General features: G+C 60.7%; 18 protein-coding genes. 10 read left to right on the top strand and 8 right to left on the bottom strand.

Going from position 1 to position 18,513, the window contains the following annotated elements; genetic code table 11:
• Window positions 1-128 precede the first annotated feature (128 nt).
• Together POF45_RS22660 and POF45_RS22665 are read right to left on the bottom strand one after the other, a co-directional pair.
• Window positions 129-2,579 (bottom strand): penicillin acylase family protein, encoded by a 2,451-nt coding sequence (locus tag POF45_RS22660; protein ID WP_282316813.1) that lies wholly within the window; start codon window positions 2,577-2,579, stop codon window positions 129-131.
• Window positions 2,580-2,835: 256 nt separating this feature from the next.
• Entirely contained in the window at window positions 2,836-3,480 is a 645-nt protein-coding gene (locus POF45_RS22665; protein ID WP_282316814.1) for a glutathione S-transferase N-terminal domain-containing protein, read from the bottom strand.
• 146 nt (window positions 3,481-3,626) lie between these two features.
• On the opposite strand from POF45_RS22665, the gene POF45_RS22670 reads away from it, so the two are divergent.
• Window positions 3,627-4,184, top strand: a complete 558-nt coding sequence (locus POF45_RS22670; protein ID WP_282316815.1) for a cysteine hydrolase family protein — start codon at window positions 3,627-3,629, stop codon at window positions 4,182-4,184.
• 624 nt (window positions 4,185-4,808) lie between these two features.
• Here POF45_RS22670 and POF45_RS22675 read toward each other — a convergent pair.
• The 4 genes from POF45_RS22675 to POF45_RS22690 form a co-directional block, all read right to left on the bottom strand.
• Window positions 4,809-5,015, bottom strand: a complete 207-nt coding sequence (locus tag POF45_RS22675) for an SEC-C metal-binding domain-containing protein (RefSeq protein ID WP_259500115.1) — start codon at window positions 5,013-5,015, stop codon at window positions 4,809-4,811.
• 5 nt (window positions 5,016-5,020) lie between these two features.
• On the bottom strand, window positions 5,021-5,506 hold the full coding sequence (locus POF45_RS22680; protein WP_259500117.1) for an LEA/WHy family protein: 486 nt from the start codon (window positions 5,504-5,506) through the stop codon (window positions 5,021-5,023).
• Window positions 5,507-5,577: 71 nt separating this feature from the next.
• Window positions 5,578-6,054, bottom strand: a complete 477-nt coding sequence (locus POF45_RS22685; RefSeq protein WP_259500119.1) for a YchJ family protein — start codon at window positions 6,052-6,054, stop codon at window positions 5,578-5,580.
• A 4-nt stretch (window positions 6,055-6,058) separates the two neighbouring features.
• Window positions 6,059-6,556: a DUF6231 family protein gene (locus POF45_RS22690; RefSeq protein WP_259500121.1), complete on the bottom strand. Its 498-nt coding sequence runs from the start codon at window positions 6,554-6,556 to the stop codon at window positions 6,059-6,061.
• A gap of 191 nt (window positions 6,557-6,747) precedes the next feature.
• Between POF45_RS22690 and POF45_RS22695 the strand changes: the two genes are divergently transcribed.
• The 3 genes from POF45_RS22695 (at window position 6,748) to POF45_RS22705 (ending at window position 8,606) form a co-directional block, all read left to right on the top strand.
• Window positions 6,748-7,416 carry a PA1041 family peptidoglycan-binding anchor lipoprotein gene (locus POF45_RS22695; RefSeq protein ID WP_259500122.1) on the top strand — a complete coding sequence of 223 codons (669 nt, stop codon included), beginning with the start codon at window positions 6,748-6,750 and terminating at the stop codon, window positions 7,414-7,416.
• Window positions 7,417-7,576: 160 nt separating this feature from the next.
• Window positions 7,577-7,855, top strand: coding sequence for a DUF1145 domain-containing protein (locus POF45_RS22700; RefSeq protein ID WP_259500124.1), 279 nt, complete (start codon window positions 7,577-7,579; stop codon window positions 7,853-7,855).
• Entirely contained in the window at window positions 7,848-8,606 is a 759-nt protein-coding gene (locus POF45_RS22705) for a collagen-like protein (protein ID WP_282316816.1), read from the top strand. The genes POF45_RS22700 and POF45_RS22705 overlap by 8 nt, the downstream gene beginning before the upstream one ends.
• A gap of 156 nt (window positions 8,607-8,762) precedes the next feature.
• Here the strand turns inward: POF45_RS22705 and POF45_RS22710 are convergent, their stop codons facing one another.
• On the bottom strand, window positions 8,763-9,227 hold the full coding sequence (locus POF45_RS22710; RefSeq protein WP_259500128.1) for a CopD family protein: 465 nt from the start codon (window positions 9,225-9,227) through the stop codon (window positions 8,763-8,765).
• 99 nt (window positions 9,228-9,326) lie between these two features.
• On the opposite strand from POF45_RS22710, the gene dinG reads away from it, so the two are divergent.
• The 5 genes from dinG to pdxH all read left to right on the top strand — a co-directional run bounded on the left by dinG (window position 9,327) and on the right by pdxH (window position 17,328).
• Window positions 9,327-11,471: an ATP-dependent DNA helicase DinG gene (gene dinG / locus POF45_RS22715; protein ID WP_259500130.1), complete on the top strand. Its 2,145-nt coding sequence runs from the start codon at window positions 9,327-9,329 to the stop codon at window positions 11,469-11,471.
• Window positions 11,472-11,566: 95 nt separating this feature from the next.
• On the top strand, window positions 11,567-13,972 hold the full coding sequence (locus POF45_RS22720; protein WP_259500133.1) for a beta-agarase: 2,406 nt from the start codon (window positions 11,567-11,569) through the stop codon (window positions 13,970-13,972).
• Between the two features lie 232 nt (window positions 13,973-14,204).
• Complete coding sequence (locus tag POF45_RS22725; RefSeq protein ID WP_282316817.1) at window positions 14,205-15,350, top strand: serine hydrolase domain-containing protein; 1,146 nt, start codon at window positions 14,205-14,207, stop codon at window positions 15,348-15,350.
• 113 nt (window positions 15,351-15,463) lie between these two features.
• Window positions 15,464-16,657 (top strand): OmpA family protein, encoded by a 1,194-nt coding sequence (locus tag POF45_RS22730; RefSeq protein ID WP_282316818.1) that lies wholly within the window; start codon window positions 15,464-15,466, stop codon window positions 16,655-16,657.
• A gap of 23 nt (window positions 16,658-16,680) precedes the next feature.
• Entirely contained in the window at window positions 16,681-17,328 is a 648-nt protein-coding gene (gene pdxH / locus POF45_RS22735; protein ID WP_259500139.1) for a pyridoxamine 5'-phosphate oxidase, read from the top strand.
• Window positions 17,329-17,333: 5 nt separating this feature from the next.
• Here the strand turns inward: pdxH and POF45_RS22740 are convergent, their stop codons facing one another.
• The gene (locus POF45_RS22740; RefSeq protein ID WP_259500141.1) at window positions 17,334-17,570 is read right to left on the bottom strand and encodes a hypothetical protein; all 237 of its coding nucleotides are present in this window, start codon (window positions 17,568-17,570) and stop codon (window positions 17,334-17,336) included.
• Between the two features lie 167 nt (window positions 17,571-17,737).
• Between POF45_RS22740 and POF45_RS22745 the strand changes: the two genes are divergently transcribed.
• On the top strand, window positions 17,738-18,202 hold the full coding sequence (locus POF45_RS22745) for an outer membrane lipoprotein (RefSeq protein WP_259500143.1): 465 nt from the start codon (window positions 17,738-17,740) through the stop codon (window positions 18,200-18,202).
• The last annotated feature ends 311 nt before the right edge of the window (window positions 18,203-18,513 follow it).

The following is an 18,513-nucleotide window of genomic DNA, read 5'->3' on the forward strand; positions in this document are numbered from 1 at the left end:
TTATTTTTGGCAGGCAGACGACAGTCCATTGTGGGAGCGAGCCTGCTCGCGAAAGCGGTGTGTCAGCCAGAATTTTATCGACTGAAAGTCCGTATTCGCGAGCAGGCTCGCTCCCACATGGGCGGGGCTTATTTACCCGGTGTCAGGGTCAAGCGTGTCTTGCCATACGCCTTGTCGAGGTTTTGCGGCTGCATTGGCAGGCTCATGTATTGCGCCTTGAGCCATGGATCGATGCTGTCCAGATAATTCGGGCTCGCCGGGTTGCCCGACTGGCCCGTGCCGTTCTGGCCCATCAACGGTTCAGCCTGGCCGAAATCGACAATAAAACGCATCGATGGCACCAGCGTGGTGTTGAAGTCCTGGCCCCAGGCGAAGGCCGCGGTGTTCAGCGTCGTGTGGTCGCCACCCGCCATGACCGGGCCACGCACGGCCTTGCCGTTGGCGTTTTTCCACACATAACTGTGCAGTTTGCCCCACTGCCAGGCTTTGTGATCGCCACCCAACTGACTGTCGCCGGCGGTAATGGCGGCGGCCAGGCTGCGGGCGAGGATCGTCGGCTTGTCTTCTTTCTGTGGCGTGCGAATGTCATCCCAGAACGGGCTGTCCTCGCGCCCCAGCAAGTGATCGGCCTGGGCCGAGTAGGACAACGTGCCGTTGGCGACAAAGGCTTTCCACGCCGGGCTGTTTTCCGGGCCAAGTTCGTCGAGGAAGATCTGCTTCATGCTTTCTTGCAGGAACAGCTCGTAAATCGCCGCGTCGGCCGACGTCGCGCTCAGCTTGCCGTCGAAGGCCATCAGCCGGGTAAGGGCCTCTTGCGCCTTGGCACGGTCAGCCACTGGCAAGGCTTCGATTGCCTGTTTTAGCGGCTGAGACATGCCCGGCGCTGCAAACATCTTCTTCAGTTTGGCGGCGAAGGTGGTGGTCTGGTCGTATTGCATGGCGATCAGGCTGCGGCTGTCATGTTTACCCGCGCCCGCCAGTTCGGCCATGCGCTCACCGCGCTCCGGCGCCGCCCAGGAGTTGGACAGCTGCATGCCGTAACCGTGGGGGATAACCCGCTGGTTGGCGGTGCCGAGCCAGCCTTGTGCCGGGTCCTGGTCGTAGGGGTGCAGCATCGGGTCGGCATAACCGTCCCAATCGTAGCGCCCGTCCCAACCCGGCGATGGCAGCAGGCCTTCGCCTTCGCGGCGGTTCGGGTAGCGCCCCGTGACTTGCCAGCCGATGCTGTTGGCGTCGGCAAACACCAGATTGAGGGCGATGGCACGGATTTCACGGCTTGCGTCCGAGGCTTTCTCGACGGTCTGCGCGCGAGTCAGGTCGAAGAATGCGTCCAGGGTCTTGTCGTCGGTGAAGCTCGGCGTCTGTAAGGCCAGGCCGAAACCGTTGGCGATTGTCAGGCCTTGGGCGCTATTGAGCAGTGGACCGTGACGGGTCTCGAACACCGCCTCACGAATCGGTCGCTGGCCTTTGGCGAAAAAGGTTTCGTTGCGCACCGCCACTGGCAGCCATTTGCCATTGGCCTCGTAAGTCAGGCTGTTGCCCTGGCGTTTGATTTTTTCCAGGAACAGGTCCTGGTTATCGCCCATGACCGTGGTCATGCTCCACGCCACTTTGCCGTTGAAACCACCGAGTACCATCGGTAACCCGGCAATCGACACGCCGGCAGCCTGGTATTTCGGCGCGCGAATCTGCACGTAAGTCCACAGCGACGGCACACCCAGCGGGCCATGACTGTCGCTGGCCAGCAGGCTTTTGCCGCTGCGACTGCGTTGCGGGGCAATCGCCCAGTTGTCCGATGAAGTGGCGCCCAGCAGATTCAGCTCCGACAGTTGGCCGGTGGCCTTGGTCAGTTGCGCCAAACCGGGAATCGCTCCGTTGAGCTTGATGCCCTGGAGTTTTTCCGTTTCGCCCACCGGCAGTTTTTCGTCGGGAGCGGACGGCGTCAGCCATGCCAGTTTGTCGGTGCTGACGGTTTGAGCCAGCACCAGCGAGGAGATTTCTTCCGGCAAGTTGGCCGACTGGCTGAAATTCAACAGGCAGAAAATCAGCGCCGAGTCTTCCGGTGCCCAGTATTCAGGCTTGTAGCCGGTGGCCGCGAGATCTGCAGGCAGCTTGTCGCGGTAGCGGAACAGGTAGGCGTTGACGCCCCGGGCATAGACTTCGAAGAAGCGTTTGATACGTGGCGAAGAGGCCTTGTACAGCTCGCCGGCGCTTTTCTTCAGGTTGACGGCGCGCATGTAGCGGTCGGCATCCAGCAGGTCCGGGCCCGACATTTCGGCCAGACGCCCTTCGGCCAGCAGGCGCATGGTCACCATCTGGGTGATGCGGTCGCTGGCGTGGACGTAGCCGAGGGTAAACAGCGCGTCATGGAAGCTGTTGCTTTCGATCAACGGCATGCCCAGGGCATTGCGTCGTACCGAAACGTTCTGCGCCAGACCCTTGAGCGGCTGCACGCCAGAGGTGGGCGGGAGGGTGTCCTGGGTGTTCCAGGTCTGACAACCGGTCAGGCTCAAAACACCGGCCACTGCTGCGGCAACGCCGAACCGGGGAAGAAAATGTGTGAGGGCTGGCGAGGCCATGGCAAAGCTCCTGCGGGGGTGGTAACGCGATAAAGGCGCTACGTTAGTGAGCAGGAGGTGGGCGCGCAAGCGGGGTGGGGGGTTATTTCAAGAAATGTCTGATAAACCCCACACTCACCGACGCCGAATAACCCTGTGGGCGCAACGGCCTTACCCATACCATTCGTCAGCCACCCTTGTCGTTGACTGACCCACCGCCTTCGCGAGCAGGCTCGCTCCCACAGGGTTGGTGTGTATATCCTGGAGGCAAGCGTTCTCAGGATTTCGGCGGATTGATTTTCGCCGCCAGCGCATACGCCCTTACCGTCGCCGGCCGGTCCTTGATGTGATTGAACCAGCGCAGCACGTTGGGGAAGTCTTCAAGGTCCTGGCTCTGCCACTTGTGAGAAACGATCCAGGGGTAGATCGCCATGTCGGCGATGCTGTATTCGCTGCCGGCGACGAAGGCGTTGTTGGCCAGTTGTTTGTCCAGTACCCCATACAGACGGGCAGTTTCGTCGATGTAGCGCTTGATCGCGTAGGGGATTTTTTCCGGGGCGAACTGGCTGAAGTGATGATTCTGCCCGGCCATCGGCCCCAGGCCGCCCATCTGCCAGAACAACCATTGCAGCGCTTGCTGCCGACCCCGCAGGTCCTTGGGCAGGAACTGGCCGGTTTTCTCCGCCAGGTACAGGAGGATCGCCCCGGACTCGAACAGCGACAACGGCGCGCCGCCATCGGCTGGCTCATGATCGACGATGGCCGGGATTTTGTTGTTCGGCGAGATCTTCAGGAATTCAGGCTTGAACTGATCGTTCTGGCTGATATTGATCGGGTGGACGTCGTACTTGAGCCCCGCCTCCTCAAGGAATATCGAGATTTTGTGGCCGTTGGGGGTGGTCCAGTAATACAGGTCGATCATGGAGTGCTCCAGAAAATAGACGTCGTCAGAATACGGACAGCAACCGCTCGCATTAGGTCGTCCTGTTTGCACGGGATGGCTTGCCTATAGGAAGAGGTAATGCTCAAGTGCGTGAAATTCAATGACCCGACGTGAGAAATACCGGCATGGAGCTCAAAAACAACGCGGCGTTGATCATCATCGATCAACAGAAAGGCATCCTGCACCCCAGGCTGGGCCGGCGAAACAACCCGCAGGCTGAGGAACGGATGCTGGAATTATTAAACCATTGGCGCTTGACCGGGCGCCCGGTGATTCACGTCCAGCATCTGTCTCACTCGCCGGACTCGGTGTTCTGGCCAGAGCAGTCGGGCGTTGAATTTCAGCAACGCTTTGCGCCGCAGGCTGGCGAGCAGCATGTTCAGAAGCGCGTGCCGGATGCGTTTTGTGCAACGGGGCTGGAGGCGGGGTTGCGCGAGGCGGGGATTGATCAGTTGATCATCGTTGGCGTGGCGACCCATAACTCGGTCGAGTCCACGGCACGCACGGCCGGTAATCTGGGGTTTGCGGCGTGGGTGGCGGAGGATGCGTGCTTTACCTTCGACAAGGCTGATTATTTTGGCGGGGCGCATTCAGCCGAAGCGGTGCATGCGATGTCGTTGGGGAATTTGCACGGGGAATATGCGACGGTCACCAGCACTGCGCAGATTCTGGCAGACAGCTGAGATACCTGTGGGATCTGCGGTGTACACAAAGACTGTGCATAGCGCCGATCAAATGTGGGAGCGAGCTTGCTCGCGATAGCGGCGTAACTGCCACATGAATGTTGAATGTGCCGCCGTCATCGCGAGCAAGCTCGCTCCCACAGTGTCCCGTGGTGAATACAGACTTGTGTCCACCACCATCCCGGTAGGAGATTCCTGACGGATCTACGGTGTACACAAAGACTGTGCATGCGCCGTTCAAATGTGGGAGCGAGCTTGCTCGCGATAGCGGCGTCACTGCCACATGAATGTTGAATGTGCCGCCGTCATCGCGAACAAGCTCGCTCCCACAGTGTCCCGTGGTGAATACAGATGTTGTGTCCACGACCACCCGGTAGGAGATTCCTGACGGATCTGCGGTGTACACAAAGACTGTGCATGCGCCGTTCAAATGTGGGAGCGAGCTTGCTCGCGATAGCGGCGTAACTGCCACATGAATGTTGAATGTGCCGCCGTCATCGCGAACAAGCTCGCTCCCACAGTGTCCCGTGGTGAATACAGATGTTGTGTCCACCATCCACCCTGTGGGAGCGAGCTTGCTCGCGAAGGCGATTGTTCAGGCGAAAAAAGTCGTCGCCCGAATCATCAAGCGCCGTGGCACTTCTTGAATTTCTTGCCGTTGCCGCATGGGCAAGGGTCGTTGCGGCCGACGTCTTTCAGGGCGTTGCGCACCGGTTCCTGGTGAGCGTGGCCGCAGTTCGGGCCGTGGACATGGCCGTGGTCGTGATCGTGATGGTCGTGCTCGTGCTCGTGGTTGCAGTCAGGGCCATGGACATGGGGTTGCTGGGTCATGCGGGTCACTCCGGAATTAAATCGGCGGGGATTATCACGCCATTGCGCTCCAGGTGCACGTAGTGTGCGATGAATAAACCGGTTTCAAGCTCACCTTCCAGTCGGTAAGGGATAGGCCGGTCCGGGTTTTTCAGCATGTTCACCAGGTCCCGCACCTGAGGCCACAGGTTGGTGCGGACTCGAACCTTGAAGTACCCGGTTTGCTTGGGGCCGATCGTGAACCAGTGTTCGTGCTCGCCTTCGGTCAGCAGCAGATCGCCCAGGTGAATGCGGTATTCCAGGCTGCGAACGGTCAGGTCGCTGTCGTTGGGATTGTCGATGCGAAAGTGCAGCAGGAATTTCTGTTCCAGCAGTTTGGCGCGGATCACTTCGATCTTGACCAGTCGTACTTGCGGTTCCGGCTCGTCGTCACCGAACCAGGACGCGCAACCGCCAAGGCTCAGCAGCAAGAGCAGGGTAAGCAGGTGTCTGACGTGGCGCTGGCTGGGCATAGGGTGTTTCTCCTTTGGGACCCAGTCTAGCCTCAGTTTGTCGGTACGCTTCCTTGGCCTGCCGCGTCATCTCAAACGCCGAAATACCCCGCACAACACTTCTTGAATTTCTGCCCGCTGGCACACGGACAGGCGTCGTTGCGCCCGGTCTTGAGCTGCACCGTAGGGTCGATGAAATACCAGCGCTCACCGTTTTGCACGAACGAAGAGCGCTCGCGGTGGCTGTGTTCGCCCTGGCTGTCATGCCAGCGAGCGGTGAACGTGACAAAGGCGTGCTCCGGCTGGCCGCCCAGTACCTCGGAGTTTTCTACCTCAAGGCCCAGCCAGGTACTTTGCGCGCTCCAGTCGCTGATGGACTGCCGATCCAGACCGGTCTGTTGGGCCGGCAGGGTGGTCGCCACCAGATAGTCCACCAGGCCCAGCACATAGGCGCTGTAGCGCGAGCGCATCAGGGCCTCGGCGCAGGGGGCCGGATGGCCGGCGTGGTAGTGACCGCAGCAGGCATCGAGCAGGGTGCCGCTGCCACAGGGGCAAATGGATGTACTCATTGCATCACCACCAGTATTTCCCGAAGTTTTCCGGATTGGCCCAGAACCTTGAATTGAGCCAGTCGGGGACTTGTTTGTAGTCAAGCAGATCATAGGTGAACAGGGTCAGTACCTGATCATCGCGCTGAAAGCGTTCACTGGCCTGCAGGGCCAGGGAGAAAAAGTCGGTTTCCTGCCAGCCACTGACTGGCAAGTCCGCCAGCACCGCGATGCGGCTGGCATTGAGGTTGCGAATGCCGCCGAGCAGATTCAGTCCGTCGCGCTTGGGCAGGTGTTCCAGGCAATCGACCACCAGCGCCAGGTCAAAGCGCTGCGCCGCCAGATCGGCAGGCAAGGGGCCCGGTGGCGCAAACGCGACACGACTGTCCGGGTGGGCCAGCTTGAACGCCTCCAGCGCAGGGAACTCGCTGGCGCCAATCAACAACAGGCGCGCCGGCGCATAGCGATCAAGCAGCGCGGCCAATGCCTGCTGGGGCGTACGGGAAGAAATACCTGCAATCATCGAAGATCCTCAATCAGAGTCGCCAAGACTAGCCTGCCCGAGGAGCCGGGCCTAGAGCCTGTGTCTGATGAAAGTGCCGATGTGCCCTGAATACGGGACAAAACAGCACTGGCCTATTGCTGGCGGAGATTAAAACTCCGGTCTTTACTCCCTGAATCGGTTCTAAGCCGATCCCTCAGGAGAAAAACTAGATGAGCATAGTCCGGACAGCATTACCCTTGGTTCTGCTAACCAGTGTGTTGACTGGTTGCGCAGATTTGCAGAAAAGCGACTGGCCAACCTGTGCGGCGGTTGGCGGTGTCGTCGGTGCGGGTATCGGCGCGACCGAAAGCTCGGCGTGGGCCGGCTATGGCGCACTGTTGATTGGCGGCACCACGGCAGCCTACTGCTGGGTACACGGCGCAGCACCCGAGAAGTGCCCGGGCACCCCCAAAGGCGTACCGGTCGATAAAGACGGTTGCCCGGTTGCCGCCCCTGCGCCACCGGTGGTTGAGGAGGTGGTCGTCGTCAAGGAAGAGGTCATTGTTATCCGTGACGTTCACTTCCAGTTCGACAAAGCCACGTTGACCCCTTCCGACAAGGAAGTGCTCGACAAGATCGCCACGCGCCTGAAACAGGAATCGTCGACCGCCCAACTGTCCGTCACCGGCCACACCGACAGCGTCGGCAAGGCGTCCTACAACCAGAAACTGTCTGACAGACGTGCGCACTCAGTGGTGGACTACCTGATCAGGGATGGTGTGCCACGCAGCAGTTTCGTCTCGGTTACCGGTAAAGGTGCAAGCGAGCCAGTCGCTGACAATAAAACCGCTGATGGTCGGGCGATGAACCGCCGTACGGAAATCAAGATCAACCGTTGATATGTGCTGCGCAACCTTGAGCTAGAGCCCCTGGGTGACGATTTTCGTCACCCGGGCGGTCATTCGGCGGCTTGCCGAAGATTTTTCCGTTTCCCCTCTGGCTTATCCCGTGCGCAAGCCGTTACTGTGCGCGCAAAGAATAATGCTGCAAGGGGGCTGTATGAAGGTGTTTTGGGCGCTGGGGAAGGTGCTCACCTGCCTGTTCTGGCTGGTGGTGCTGGTCAATGTGCTGGATCCGTTTATCAAACCGTTGCACCTGCTGGTGAATCTGGCCGGGGCGCTGTTGCTGCTCGTCCACCTGCTGGAACTGGTGCTGTGCAACGCCAGCCTCAAAGGTCGTGCGCGTCCGTGGCGTGATCGTCTGCAAATCCTCTTTGTTGGCATCTTTCATCTGCAAACCATCCCGGCCCCGGCCGTACCGGAGGCTCCCCATGCGTAAACTCTGTCTGCTCGCTGCACTTGTCAGCCCATTGGCCTGCGCGCAGGTCGTGAGTGTCGAAAGCAATTCGCTGATGCGTTTGCCCAACACTGCCAGCACCTTGCAGCTGGAACGCCTGGACGTTGCCGATTACGGCACGTTGCTGATCCCCGCAAACGTGACCGAAGTCACCGTCGGCCAATTACATCTGGGCCGTGAAGCGCGGATCGCGATCGTGCCGAGCGAGCAACCGCTGGAACTGAAAATCAGCCATGCCGAGTTGGCCGAGGGCAGCCTGATCACCTCACGCGGCGCACCGGGCACTTATCAGAAGGCCGCCCGTTCCGGGCGCAATCTGACGCTGCAGATCAAGGCGTTGAACGCGCCGCAATTGTTCGTCGATGCCCGTGGCGGTGCCGGTGCGCCGGGTTTTGTCGGTCTTGATGGCGGCAATGGCGAGGAACCGGGTTGCACCTGGGGCGAGGCCGGTCACGGATTTGACGGCAGCAATGGCACCGATGGCCAGCCTGGCGCGCCAGGTGCATTGGTGCGTCTGCAAGTGCCACGGGACTTCCCGGCGGCGTTGATCAAGGTTCAAGTGGCCGGTGGCGCGGGCGGTCTGGCCGGGCCTGGCGGCAAGGCAGGAGCGGGCGGCAAGGCCAAGGGTTGCATCGTCTACACCACTGACGGCGGCAAGAATGGCCGTCCCGGGGCTGATGGTCAGCCAGGGCCAGCCGGTGCAGCGGGTGCGGTGTCGATTCAACGTCTTTAACTCCCACGGACAATCCTGTGCTGGAGGAGTGTTCGTGATGAGCAGGTTATCTGTGGCGAGGGAGCTTGCTCCCGCTGGACTGCGCAGCCGTCCCAAGGTAAGGGCCGCTTCGCGCCCCCGCGGGAGCCAGCTCCCTCGCCACACACGCTATTCGCCTCAGAACATCGGCCGAGCCGCCGCAATCGCCACCAGCACCAGCCCGACAATCAGGTTGATCCCCACCAACCGGCGGATTTTCCCGAGCACCGCCGCACCCGCTGGCCAGTCCTGAGCCGTCACCGCTGTACGCAACTGCGGCAGCAACAACGCCTGGATCCGGATAAACAGCGCCGTCATCACCAGGTACAAGCCCATCATCACCTGCACATAACGCGGCGCCATCTCAAAGCCGGCGAATTGCAGATGAATCATCCCCACACCGCTGATCGGCAAAAGCACCACCGCGACCCAGACCCAGCGGAAAAAACCTTGAAACACTTCCACCCACAGCTTCAATCGGCCAGGGCCTTCCAATGCCTTCATCGCCGCGGGGCGCAGCACCATCCAGGCGAAAAACATGCCGCCGACCCACACCAGGGCGGACAGGACATGCAGGGTATAAACGAGGCTAAAGGCGGTCATTGAGGTACTCCGTTCTGCGCGGGATTAATTAGCGGGGTATGATAGCGGCCGATCCGAACCACTGAAAATTTATCCAGCGTTTTTTGCGCCCGACAATCCATGATCAGCACCGAACTCAAAACCACGATCCAGGGCGCCTATTCGCGTTTTCTCGAAGCCAAGAGCCTCAAGCCGCGCTACGGCCAACGCCTGATGATCGCCGAAATTGCCAAAGTCCTCGGTGACATCGACACCGACGACGAAGGCCGGCGCAGTGGCGACCCCGCGATTGTCGCGGTGGAAGCCGGCACCGGTACCGGCAAGACCGTGGCCTACAGCCTGGCCGCGATCCCGACGGCCAAGGCCGCCGGCAAACGCCTGGTGATCGCCACGGCCACCGTGGCCCTGCAAGAGCAGATCGTCTACAAGGACTTGCCCGACCTGATGCGCAACAGCGGGCTGAATTTCAGCTTTGCGCTGGCCAAGGGGCGTGGGCGCTATATGTGCCTGTCCAAGCTCGACATGCTGTTGCAGGAAGGCCACGCACAAACCGCTACCGCGCAGCTGTTCGAAGAAGAAGGCTTCAAGATCGAGGTCGACGAGGCCAGTCAGAAGCTGTTCACCAGCATGATCGAGAAGCTCGCCGGCAATAAATGGGACGGCGATCGCGACAGCTGGTCCACCGCCCTGGAGGACGCCGACTGGGCGCGCCTGACCACCGACCACAGCCAGTGCACCAATCGTCATTGCCCCAACTTCGGCCAGTGCGCCTTCTACAAGGCCCGCGAAGGCATGGGCAAGGTTGACGTGATCGTCACCAACCACGACATGGTCCTGGCTGACCTCGCGCTGGGCGGCGGCGCCGTGCTGCCGGACCCGCGCGACACTATCTACGTGTTCGACGAAGGCCACCACCTGCCGGACAAGGCCATCGGCCACTTCGCCCATTACACGCGCCTGCGCTCCACCGCCGACTGGCTGGAAACCACCGCCAAGAATCTCACCAAGTTGCTGGCCCAGCACCCGCTGCCCGGCGATCTGGGCAAACTGATCGAGCAAGTGCCGGAGCTGGCCCGCGAGATCAAGACTCAGCAGCAGTTCATGTTCACCGCGTGTGAACAGGTGGCCGACTTCAAGCCCGGCGAAGACGTCGAAGGCCGCGAGCGGCCGCGTCACCGTTTCGTCGCCGGGGTAATTCCCGAGCACATGCGCGAAATGGGCGTCGAGCTGAAAAAAGGCTTCGCCCGTCTGACTGATCTGTTCACCCGGCTCACTGAACTGCTCAAGGAAGGCATGGACGGCGAGGTCAACATCGGCATCGCCAGCAATCAGGCCGAAGAGTGGTATCCGCTGTTTGGCAGCCTGTTGTCCCGCTCGTCGGGCAATTGGGAGCTGTGGACGGCGTTCACCGCTGAAGACCCCGAAGACAACCCCCCCATGGCCCGCTGGTTGACCTTGGCCGAAAGCGGCTCGCTGTTCGACATTGAGGTCAATGCCAGCCCCATCCTTGCGGCGGAAATGCTTCGCCGCAACTTGTGGAACGTGGCTTATGGCGCGTTGGTGACCTCTGCAACGCTGACCGCGCTGGGCACCTTCGACCGTTTCCGCATGCGTGCCGGGCTGCCGAAAAAAGCCGTCACCGCCGTCGTGCCCAGCCCGTTCCATCACGCCGATGCCGGCGTGCTGCGAGTGCCGGACCTCAAGGCCGACCCGCGTGACGCGCCGGCCCACACGGCGGCGATCATTCGTGATCTGCCTGCGCTGGTCGAAGGCTCGCGCGGCACGCTGGTGCTGTTCTCCTCGCGCAAACAGATGCAGGACGTGTTCGACGGCCTGGACCGCGACTGGCGCAAGCAAGTGTTCATTCAAGGCAACCTGTCGAAACAGGAAACCCTGAACAAGCACAAGGCGCGTGTTGATGGCGGGGATTCCAGCGTGCTGTTCGGCCTGGCGAGCTTTGCCGAAGGCGTGGATTTGCCCGGTGCCTACTGCGAACACGTGGTGATTGCCAAGATCCCGTTCTCGGTGCCCGATGATCCGGTAGAGGCCGCGCTGGCTGAGTGGATCGAGGCCCGTGGCGGCAATCCGTTCATGGAAATCTCGGTGCCGGATGCTTCGCTGAAACTGGTCCAGGCCTGCGGTCGACTGCTGCGCACCGAAGAAGATCGCGGCACCATCACCTTGCTTGACCGGCGTCTGGTCACCCAGCGCTACGGCAAGGCGATCCTCAATGCGTTGCCACCATTCCGTCGTGAAATTTCCTGATACACGGGTGGGCGGTTTCGCCCACCGCGTTGTCTATTTCTGCGCCACCGCTTTTCCATTGGCCATTGTTGGTCGCAAGGGAGAATTTCGTTCTCATGATTCGCCGTTCGTTGCCCGCTGTTTTTGCCCTGATGTTCGCTACACCGTTGTTGGCCGCCCCCGCCGGTCAGCAGACGCTGTTCAACTTTGTGCGCCCCGCCGATGTGGTCAAGGTGGCGACGCAGGACGCCAGCCTGCCGCAATCCAACGCCGAGCAAACGGCCGAAGGCGAGGTGCTGCGCCGGGTGACGTTTAATCCGGTGGCCCGGCCGACCCTGAGCCTGGCCCCACAAACCGGCGCCTGGGACTGGTCACAGTCGGGCATGATGAGCTTGCGCCTGCAAAGCGCGATGAACTGGGCTGTGACCCTGTACGTGACGATCCAGAGCAACGACGGCCGGACCCTGACCAGCCGCGTCGACCTGCCAGCCGGCCCTGCGCAAACCCTGCTGGTGCCGCTGGTGGCGAGTTCGCCGTTGAGCCAGGGCATGAAGGCCGGACCGCCAATGCCGATGACGTTCGAGGGGCAACGCGTGTTGCTCGCCAGCAGTACCGGTGAGATAGACCGCAGCCAAGTGGTGTCGGTCAGCGTGTCGATGGACCAGCCGAAAGTCGCCCAGAGCATTCTGCTGGAGCGCTTCGGCGTGCAGGACGGCGAGGCCGTGACCAAAGCAGCCTATGGCGCTCTGGTTGATGCCTACGGTCAATCGACGCGAGCCAAATGGCCGGAGAAAATCAGCAGCGACGAGCAACTCAAAGCCGCCGCCGCCAAGGAACAGCAACAGCTGAAAACCTGGCTGGCCGAGCGCGAAAAGTCCTCACTGGACAAATTCGGTGGCTGGAGCAAAGGCCCGGCGTTCAAGGCCAGCGGCTTTTTCCGTACAGAGAAGCGTGACGGTCGCTGGTATCTGGTGACCCCGCAAGGCCATCCGTTCTACTCACTGGGCGTCAACACCGTCGCACCGGATGCCGACCAGACTTACATTGCCGGGCGCGAGTGGATGTTCGAATCCCTGCCCAAGGCCGATGAACCACTGGCCAGCCACTATGGCGAAGGCGATAACCGTGGCGGCAACGGCGTCGATCAGGGCCGCGCCTACAACGCCGGTCGCTGGTATGACTTCTATGGCGCCAACGTGCAGCGGCTTTATGGTCAGCCGTGTGTGGTGACCAGCGAAACCAAGGCGGGCGTGGCTGATGCGGCCAAAGCGGATGCACAGACCGCCGAGAAACCGGCTGCCGCGCCTTGCAAACCCGATGCAATCGATGAGAAAAACTGGGCCAGCCATACCCTGGATCGCCTGCAAGCCTGGGGCTTCAACACCGTCGGGAACTGGAGCGCACCGTCGTTGGCCGAGGCTGACCGCGTTCCGTACACGCTGCCGCTGTCGATCGTCGGTGATTACGCCAGCATCAGCACCGGCACCGACTGGTGGGGCGGCATGCCCGACCCGTTCGACCCGCGTTTCGCCATGGCCACCGAACGTGCCGTGGCCATTGCCGCGCGCGACCACCGTGACGATCCGTGGCTGATCGGCTACTTCGCCGACAACGAGCTGGCCTGGGCCGGTCCTGGCGACGATCCGAAGGCCCGTTATGCGCTGGCCTACAACACCTTGAAAATGACCACCGACGTGCCGGCCAAACGGGCGTTTCTCAAGCAATTGCGCGACAAGTACCGCAATCAGGCCGGTTTGTCGAAAGCCTGGGGCATTGACCTGCCAGCCTGGGAACTGATGGAAGACCCGGGCTTCGTGGCCCCGCTGCCAAGTGCCGAACACCCGGAAATCGAAGCTGACCTGAAATATTTCCAGAAGGTCTTTGCCGACACGTACTTCAAGACCATCTCCGATTCGCTGAAATGGCACGCGCCGAACCAGTTGCTGCTTGGCGGTCGTTTCGCCATCAGCACCCCGGAAGCGGTGGAGTCTTGCGCACAGTATTGCGACGTATTGAGCTTCAACATGTACACCCTGCGGCCGCAGGACGGTTATGACTTCGCCAAACTGCGCAGCCTGGATAAACCGGTGCTGATCACCGAATTCAACTTTGGCTCGGCGGATCGCGGCCCGTTCTGGGGTGGCGTGACGCAGTTGGCCAGGGAAGAGGATCGCGGGACGGCATACGCCAACTTCCTCAAACAGGCACTGAGTGAGCCATCGATTGTCGGGGTGCACTGGTTCCAGTACCTCGATCAGCCGGTGACCGGGCGCCTGCTGGATGGCGAGAATGGCCATTTCGGTCTGGTGGGCATCACAGATCTGCCGTTCCAGGGCTTCGTCGAGAGTGTGCGCAAGAGCAATCTGGCGACCGTTGATCAGTTGGGCAAAGAGGCCGAAAAGGCCAAGGCCGAAGCGGACAAAGCCAACCAGGAAACCGCAGGCGGGCGCAAAGCCGATGCGGGCAAAGGCGCGGGGCAGGGCGCCGGGCACGCCGGTGGGCATTCCGGCAATGGCCATTGAGTTCTGATTGCCCCTGTGGCGGGGGAGCTTGCTCCCGCTGGACTAAGCAGCAGCCCCTTCTTTTTAAAGAAAGGGCCGCTTCGCTGCCCAGCGGGAGCCAGCTCCCTCGCCACAATGGCTTTTTGAACAGATTCATGGGCATAACCGCCTGGCCCGCAACTGTTCCCAAAACCTTCAACTACTGGAACAATGCGAGCCAATTTGTAACCGTTAATCCGGGGGAGCGTCGCGGGTGCTGATTCAAGGTCATTACGAGCTTAAATTCGAAGCCGTGCGCGAAGCTTTCGCGGCGTTGTTCGAGGATCCTCAGGAGCGCGGCGCGGCTTTGTGTATTCAGATCGGCGGCGAAACTGTTCTCGATCTCTGGGCCGGCACGTCCGACAAGGACGGCAGCGAAGCCTGGCACAGCGATACCATCGCCAACCTGTTCTCCTGCACCAAAACCTTTACCGCCGTCACCGCGCTGCAACTGGTGGCCGAAGGCAAGCTGCAACTCGATGCGCCTGTTGCCCGCTACTGGCCTGAATTCGCGGCGGCGGGCAAAGAATCCGTTACGCTGCGCCAATTGCTCTGCCATCAGGCCGGTCTGCCAGCCTTGCGCGAGCTGCTGGCGCCAGAGGCGCTGTACGACTGGCAAACCATGGTCGATGCGCTGGCTGCCGAGGCGCCCTGGTGGACGCCAGGAGAAGGCCACGGTTACGCGGCGATCACTTACGGCTGGCTGGTTGGCGAGTTGTTGCGCCGTGCTGACGGTCGCGGGCCGGGGGAATCCATCGTCGCGCGGGTTGCCAAGCCGCTGGGGCTGGACTTCCATGTCGGCCTGGCCGACGAAGAGTTCTACCGCGTGGCGCATATCGCCAGGGGCAAGGGTAATGCAGGGGATGCAGCGGCTCAGCGCTTGCTGCAAGTCACCATGCGTGAGCCGACGGCGATGACGACACGGGCATTTACCAATCCGCCGTCTATCATGACCAGTACCAATAAACCGGAGTGGCGGCGTATGCAGCAACCGGCGGCCAACGGCCATGGTAATGCTCGCAGCCTGGCGGGGTTCTACACGGGATTGCTGGACGGTAGTTTGCTGGAAGGCGAACTGCTGGATGAACTGACCCGCGAACACAGCCTTGGCGAAGACAAGACTTTATTGACCCGGACCCGTTTTGGCCTGGGGTGCATGCTCGATCAACCAGACGTTGCGAACGCCACCTACGGCCTCGGCCCACGGGCATTCGGACATCCGGGGGCTGGTGGCTCCATCGGTTTTGCTGATCCAGAACATGATGTAGCCTTTGGCTTTGTGACAAATACCTTGGGGCCTTATGTATTGATGGATCCGCGAGCACAGAAACTTGTGCGGGTTCTTGCAACTTGTCTGTAATGCTTTGTTGATAGTTCCTGAACAGGAATTACGTAACTTTTTTTGATTCAATGCGTCTGTTATGCGGTCCGATTCGGGCCTGATTGTTCATTACTTCATTTTGTGGAAATCCAATGTCATACAACAAATCTCTCGCTTTGGCAGTGTGCTTCGCTATCACGGGTTGCGCGCAAACTCCGCAAAATGACGCCGACGGCGGCCACTGGTGGCAGTTCGGTTCCACCGACAAAGTGACGGTCAAGGACACGGGCGCTGTGGCGGCGGCTTCGACCGCTCCTGCCGCACCGGCCAAGCCTGCCACCGCTGCAACACCGGCGCCGGTGAAAACCGCTGCTGCTGGCGCCGCTGCTGCGCCGGCACCGCTGCAACCAGCGGCAACCGCGCCAGTGGCTGCGACGGACAGTGGCACTCGTTGGTACTGGCCTTTCGCTTCCGCAGACAGCGCAGCCAAGCCGGACGCCAAAGCTGCCGTTGCGCCAACGCCAGCCGCTCAGCCTGCTACCGTGGCCAAGGCCGATACCGGTGGCAACTGGTGGTGGCCGTTCGGTGCCAAGGACCAAGGCGCGGCCAAGGGCCAGCCTGCTGCCAAGGCCATACCGATGCCGGATCCAAAAGTTACCCAGGCCTGGCTTGACGACTATGAGCCACGCCTGCGCGCCGCCATCAAGGACAGCAACCTGCAACTTGAGCGTCGTGACAATGTGCTGGTCGTGATCGCGCCGGTAGAAGGCTCGTTCAACCCGAAACGTCCGACCATGCTGCTGCCTGTGACCCTTGGCCCGTTCAGCCGTGTCGCGAAAATCCTTGAAGTCGATCCGAAAACCGCCGTGCTGATCCTGGGCAACAGTGATACGACCGGCGCTGCACCTGATAACCAGAAACTGAGCATGCAACAAGCTCAGTCCGTCGCGGCGATCTTCAGCCTCAGCGGTCTGAAACGTGATCGCCTGATGATGCGTGGCCTGGGCGGTGATGCCCCGCGTGCCGCCAACGACAGCGAGCAAGGCCGTGCCTTGAACCGCCGTGTGGAAATGCTGGTGACTCAGCAAAACACCATGGTGGCATTGTTGAGCAAGTACAACATGCCGATGCCGGCACCGGTGATGATTGCCGCTCAGGACGTCAAGCCGGCGACGGCACCTGCTCCAGCGCCAGCAGCCAAAAAAGCCGCCGCTACCAAAAAGGCTCCAGCCAAGAAAGTCGCAGCCAAGAAAGCCCCGGCCAAAGCAGCAGCGAAGAAAACTGCTCCAGCCAAGGCTGATGCCGATACTAAGAAAGTCGCAGCAACGGACGCCGCGAAGAACTGATCATCAACCAGAAGGAATGTGCCATGAGCCAGGCCCTGGCTGATATGCGTCGCGACTACACCCGCGACGGCTTGACCGAGGCGCAAGCCCCTGCCGAGCCGTTCGCGCTATTCCACCAATGGTTCGCCGACGCGGTGAAAACCGAGCAGGCGCCGGTGGAGGCCAACGCCATGACCCTGGCCACGGTCGATCAGGATGGTCGCCCGCATTGCCGGATTCTGCTGCTCAAGGGCCTGGACGCAAAGGGCTTCACCTTCTTCACCAACTACGACAGCGCCAAGGGCCAGCATCTGGCCGCGAACCCGTTCGCGGCCATGACGTTTTTCTGGCCGACGCTGGAGCGTCAGGTACGCATCGAAGGTCGGGTGGTGAAGGTCACGCCTCAAGAGTCCGACGCTTACTATCAGGTCCGTCCGCTGGGCAGCCGACTCGGCGCCTGGGCTTCGCCCCAGAGCCGGGTGATTGCCGGTCGCGGCGAGCTTGAAGAACTGCTCAAGGCCACCGAGCAGCGCTTCAGCGACAGCCAGCCTGATTGCCCCGAACACTGGGGCGGTTATCGCTTGTTGCCGGAGCGCATCGAATTCTGGCAGGGCCGGCCAAGCCGCCTGCACGACCGCCTCAACTACCGTCAGCAGGGCGCCGACTGGATTCTTGAACGCCTGGCGCCTTAAGCAGTCTACCGACCGCAATAGCCTGCTTCAGCGGCTTCAAGCCACTGAGGCAGGTCCCGACGCTTGATCTTCTGCACCCTGGCGTGCGCCAATTGTTGGAGCATGAAGGCTTTTTTCGCTTCATCCTGACCTGCCAGCGACAATGCCAGATCGCGGTCCATCCAGCGTTTGATCCGCACGTACAGCCACCAATGGAAGTACAAACCGGCCACGGTCGTGATGGCAATGATGAAGTAATCCATGAAAATCCTTGGGTTTACGGGGCAAATTTCGTCATTTGACGCTACTGTGTTGTGACATCAGAAGGCCTGTACCGGGCCTGAATGAAACCAATTTTATCCGGGCCATGTCGTGACAGGCATCAGGCTGCGGAGTTTAATGAATACCTGTCCTTATGGAGTTTGATGCTATGCGTAAGTCTGTTCTGCTGGTTGCTTCCTTTTCCACGATGGCGATGTTGCTCACCGGCTGCCAATCCAGCCTGACCGGTGACTCCTACTCCCGTGACGAAGCGCGTCGGGTGCAGACGATTCGCATGGGCACCATCGAATCCCTGCGTCCGGTGAAAATCGAAGGCACCAAGACCCCAATCGGCGGCGTTGCCGGTGCTGTGGTCGGCGGTGTCGGCGGCAGCGCCATCGGTGGCGGTCGCGGCAGTGTTGTGGCCGCAGTGGTGGGCGCCGTCGCTGGCGGCCTGATCGGCTCCGCCGCCGAAGAAGGCCTGACCCGCACCCAGGGCGTTGAAATCACCGTCCGCGAAGACGACGGCAGCATGCGCGCCTACGTCCAGGAAGTTCAGCCAAACGAAGTGTTCCGCGTTGGCGAACGTGTACGGATTTCCACTGTTGGTGGGACTAGCCGCGTTTCGCACTAAGCGTTACGGGTAGAAAAACAAAACCCCCGACCGGGTGACTGGTCGGGGGTTTTTATTTGGGATGAGAGAACATTTTCAGTCTTCATATACAACGGTATGTTGATAGGGTTTCAACCATTGCCTGTGAGCTGGAAATAATAGAGAGGGTTTTGGAGCGGTTTTCCTGTCAGCGTCTCAAGCGCTGATAGCTGCACATGGGTCAGATCATATCCTTCCCATCCTTGCTGTTCTGTCATTCAGCCCATTATGGTTTTTATTTGCTCATCGCAACCATGCGGTAGCCCAATCGCATAGGCTTGGAAATCTGTTTT

Origin of the sequence: Pseudomonas fungipugnans, from assembly GCF_029955235.1 — a bacterium.
Taxonomy (GTDB): domain Bacteria; phylum Pseudomonadota; class Gammaproteobacteria; order Pseudomonadales; family Pseudomonadaceae; genus Aquipseudomonas; species Aquipseudomonas fungipugnans.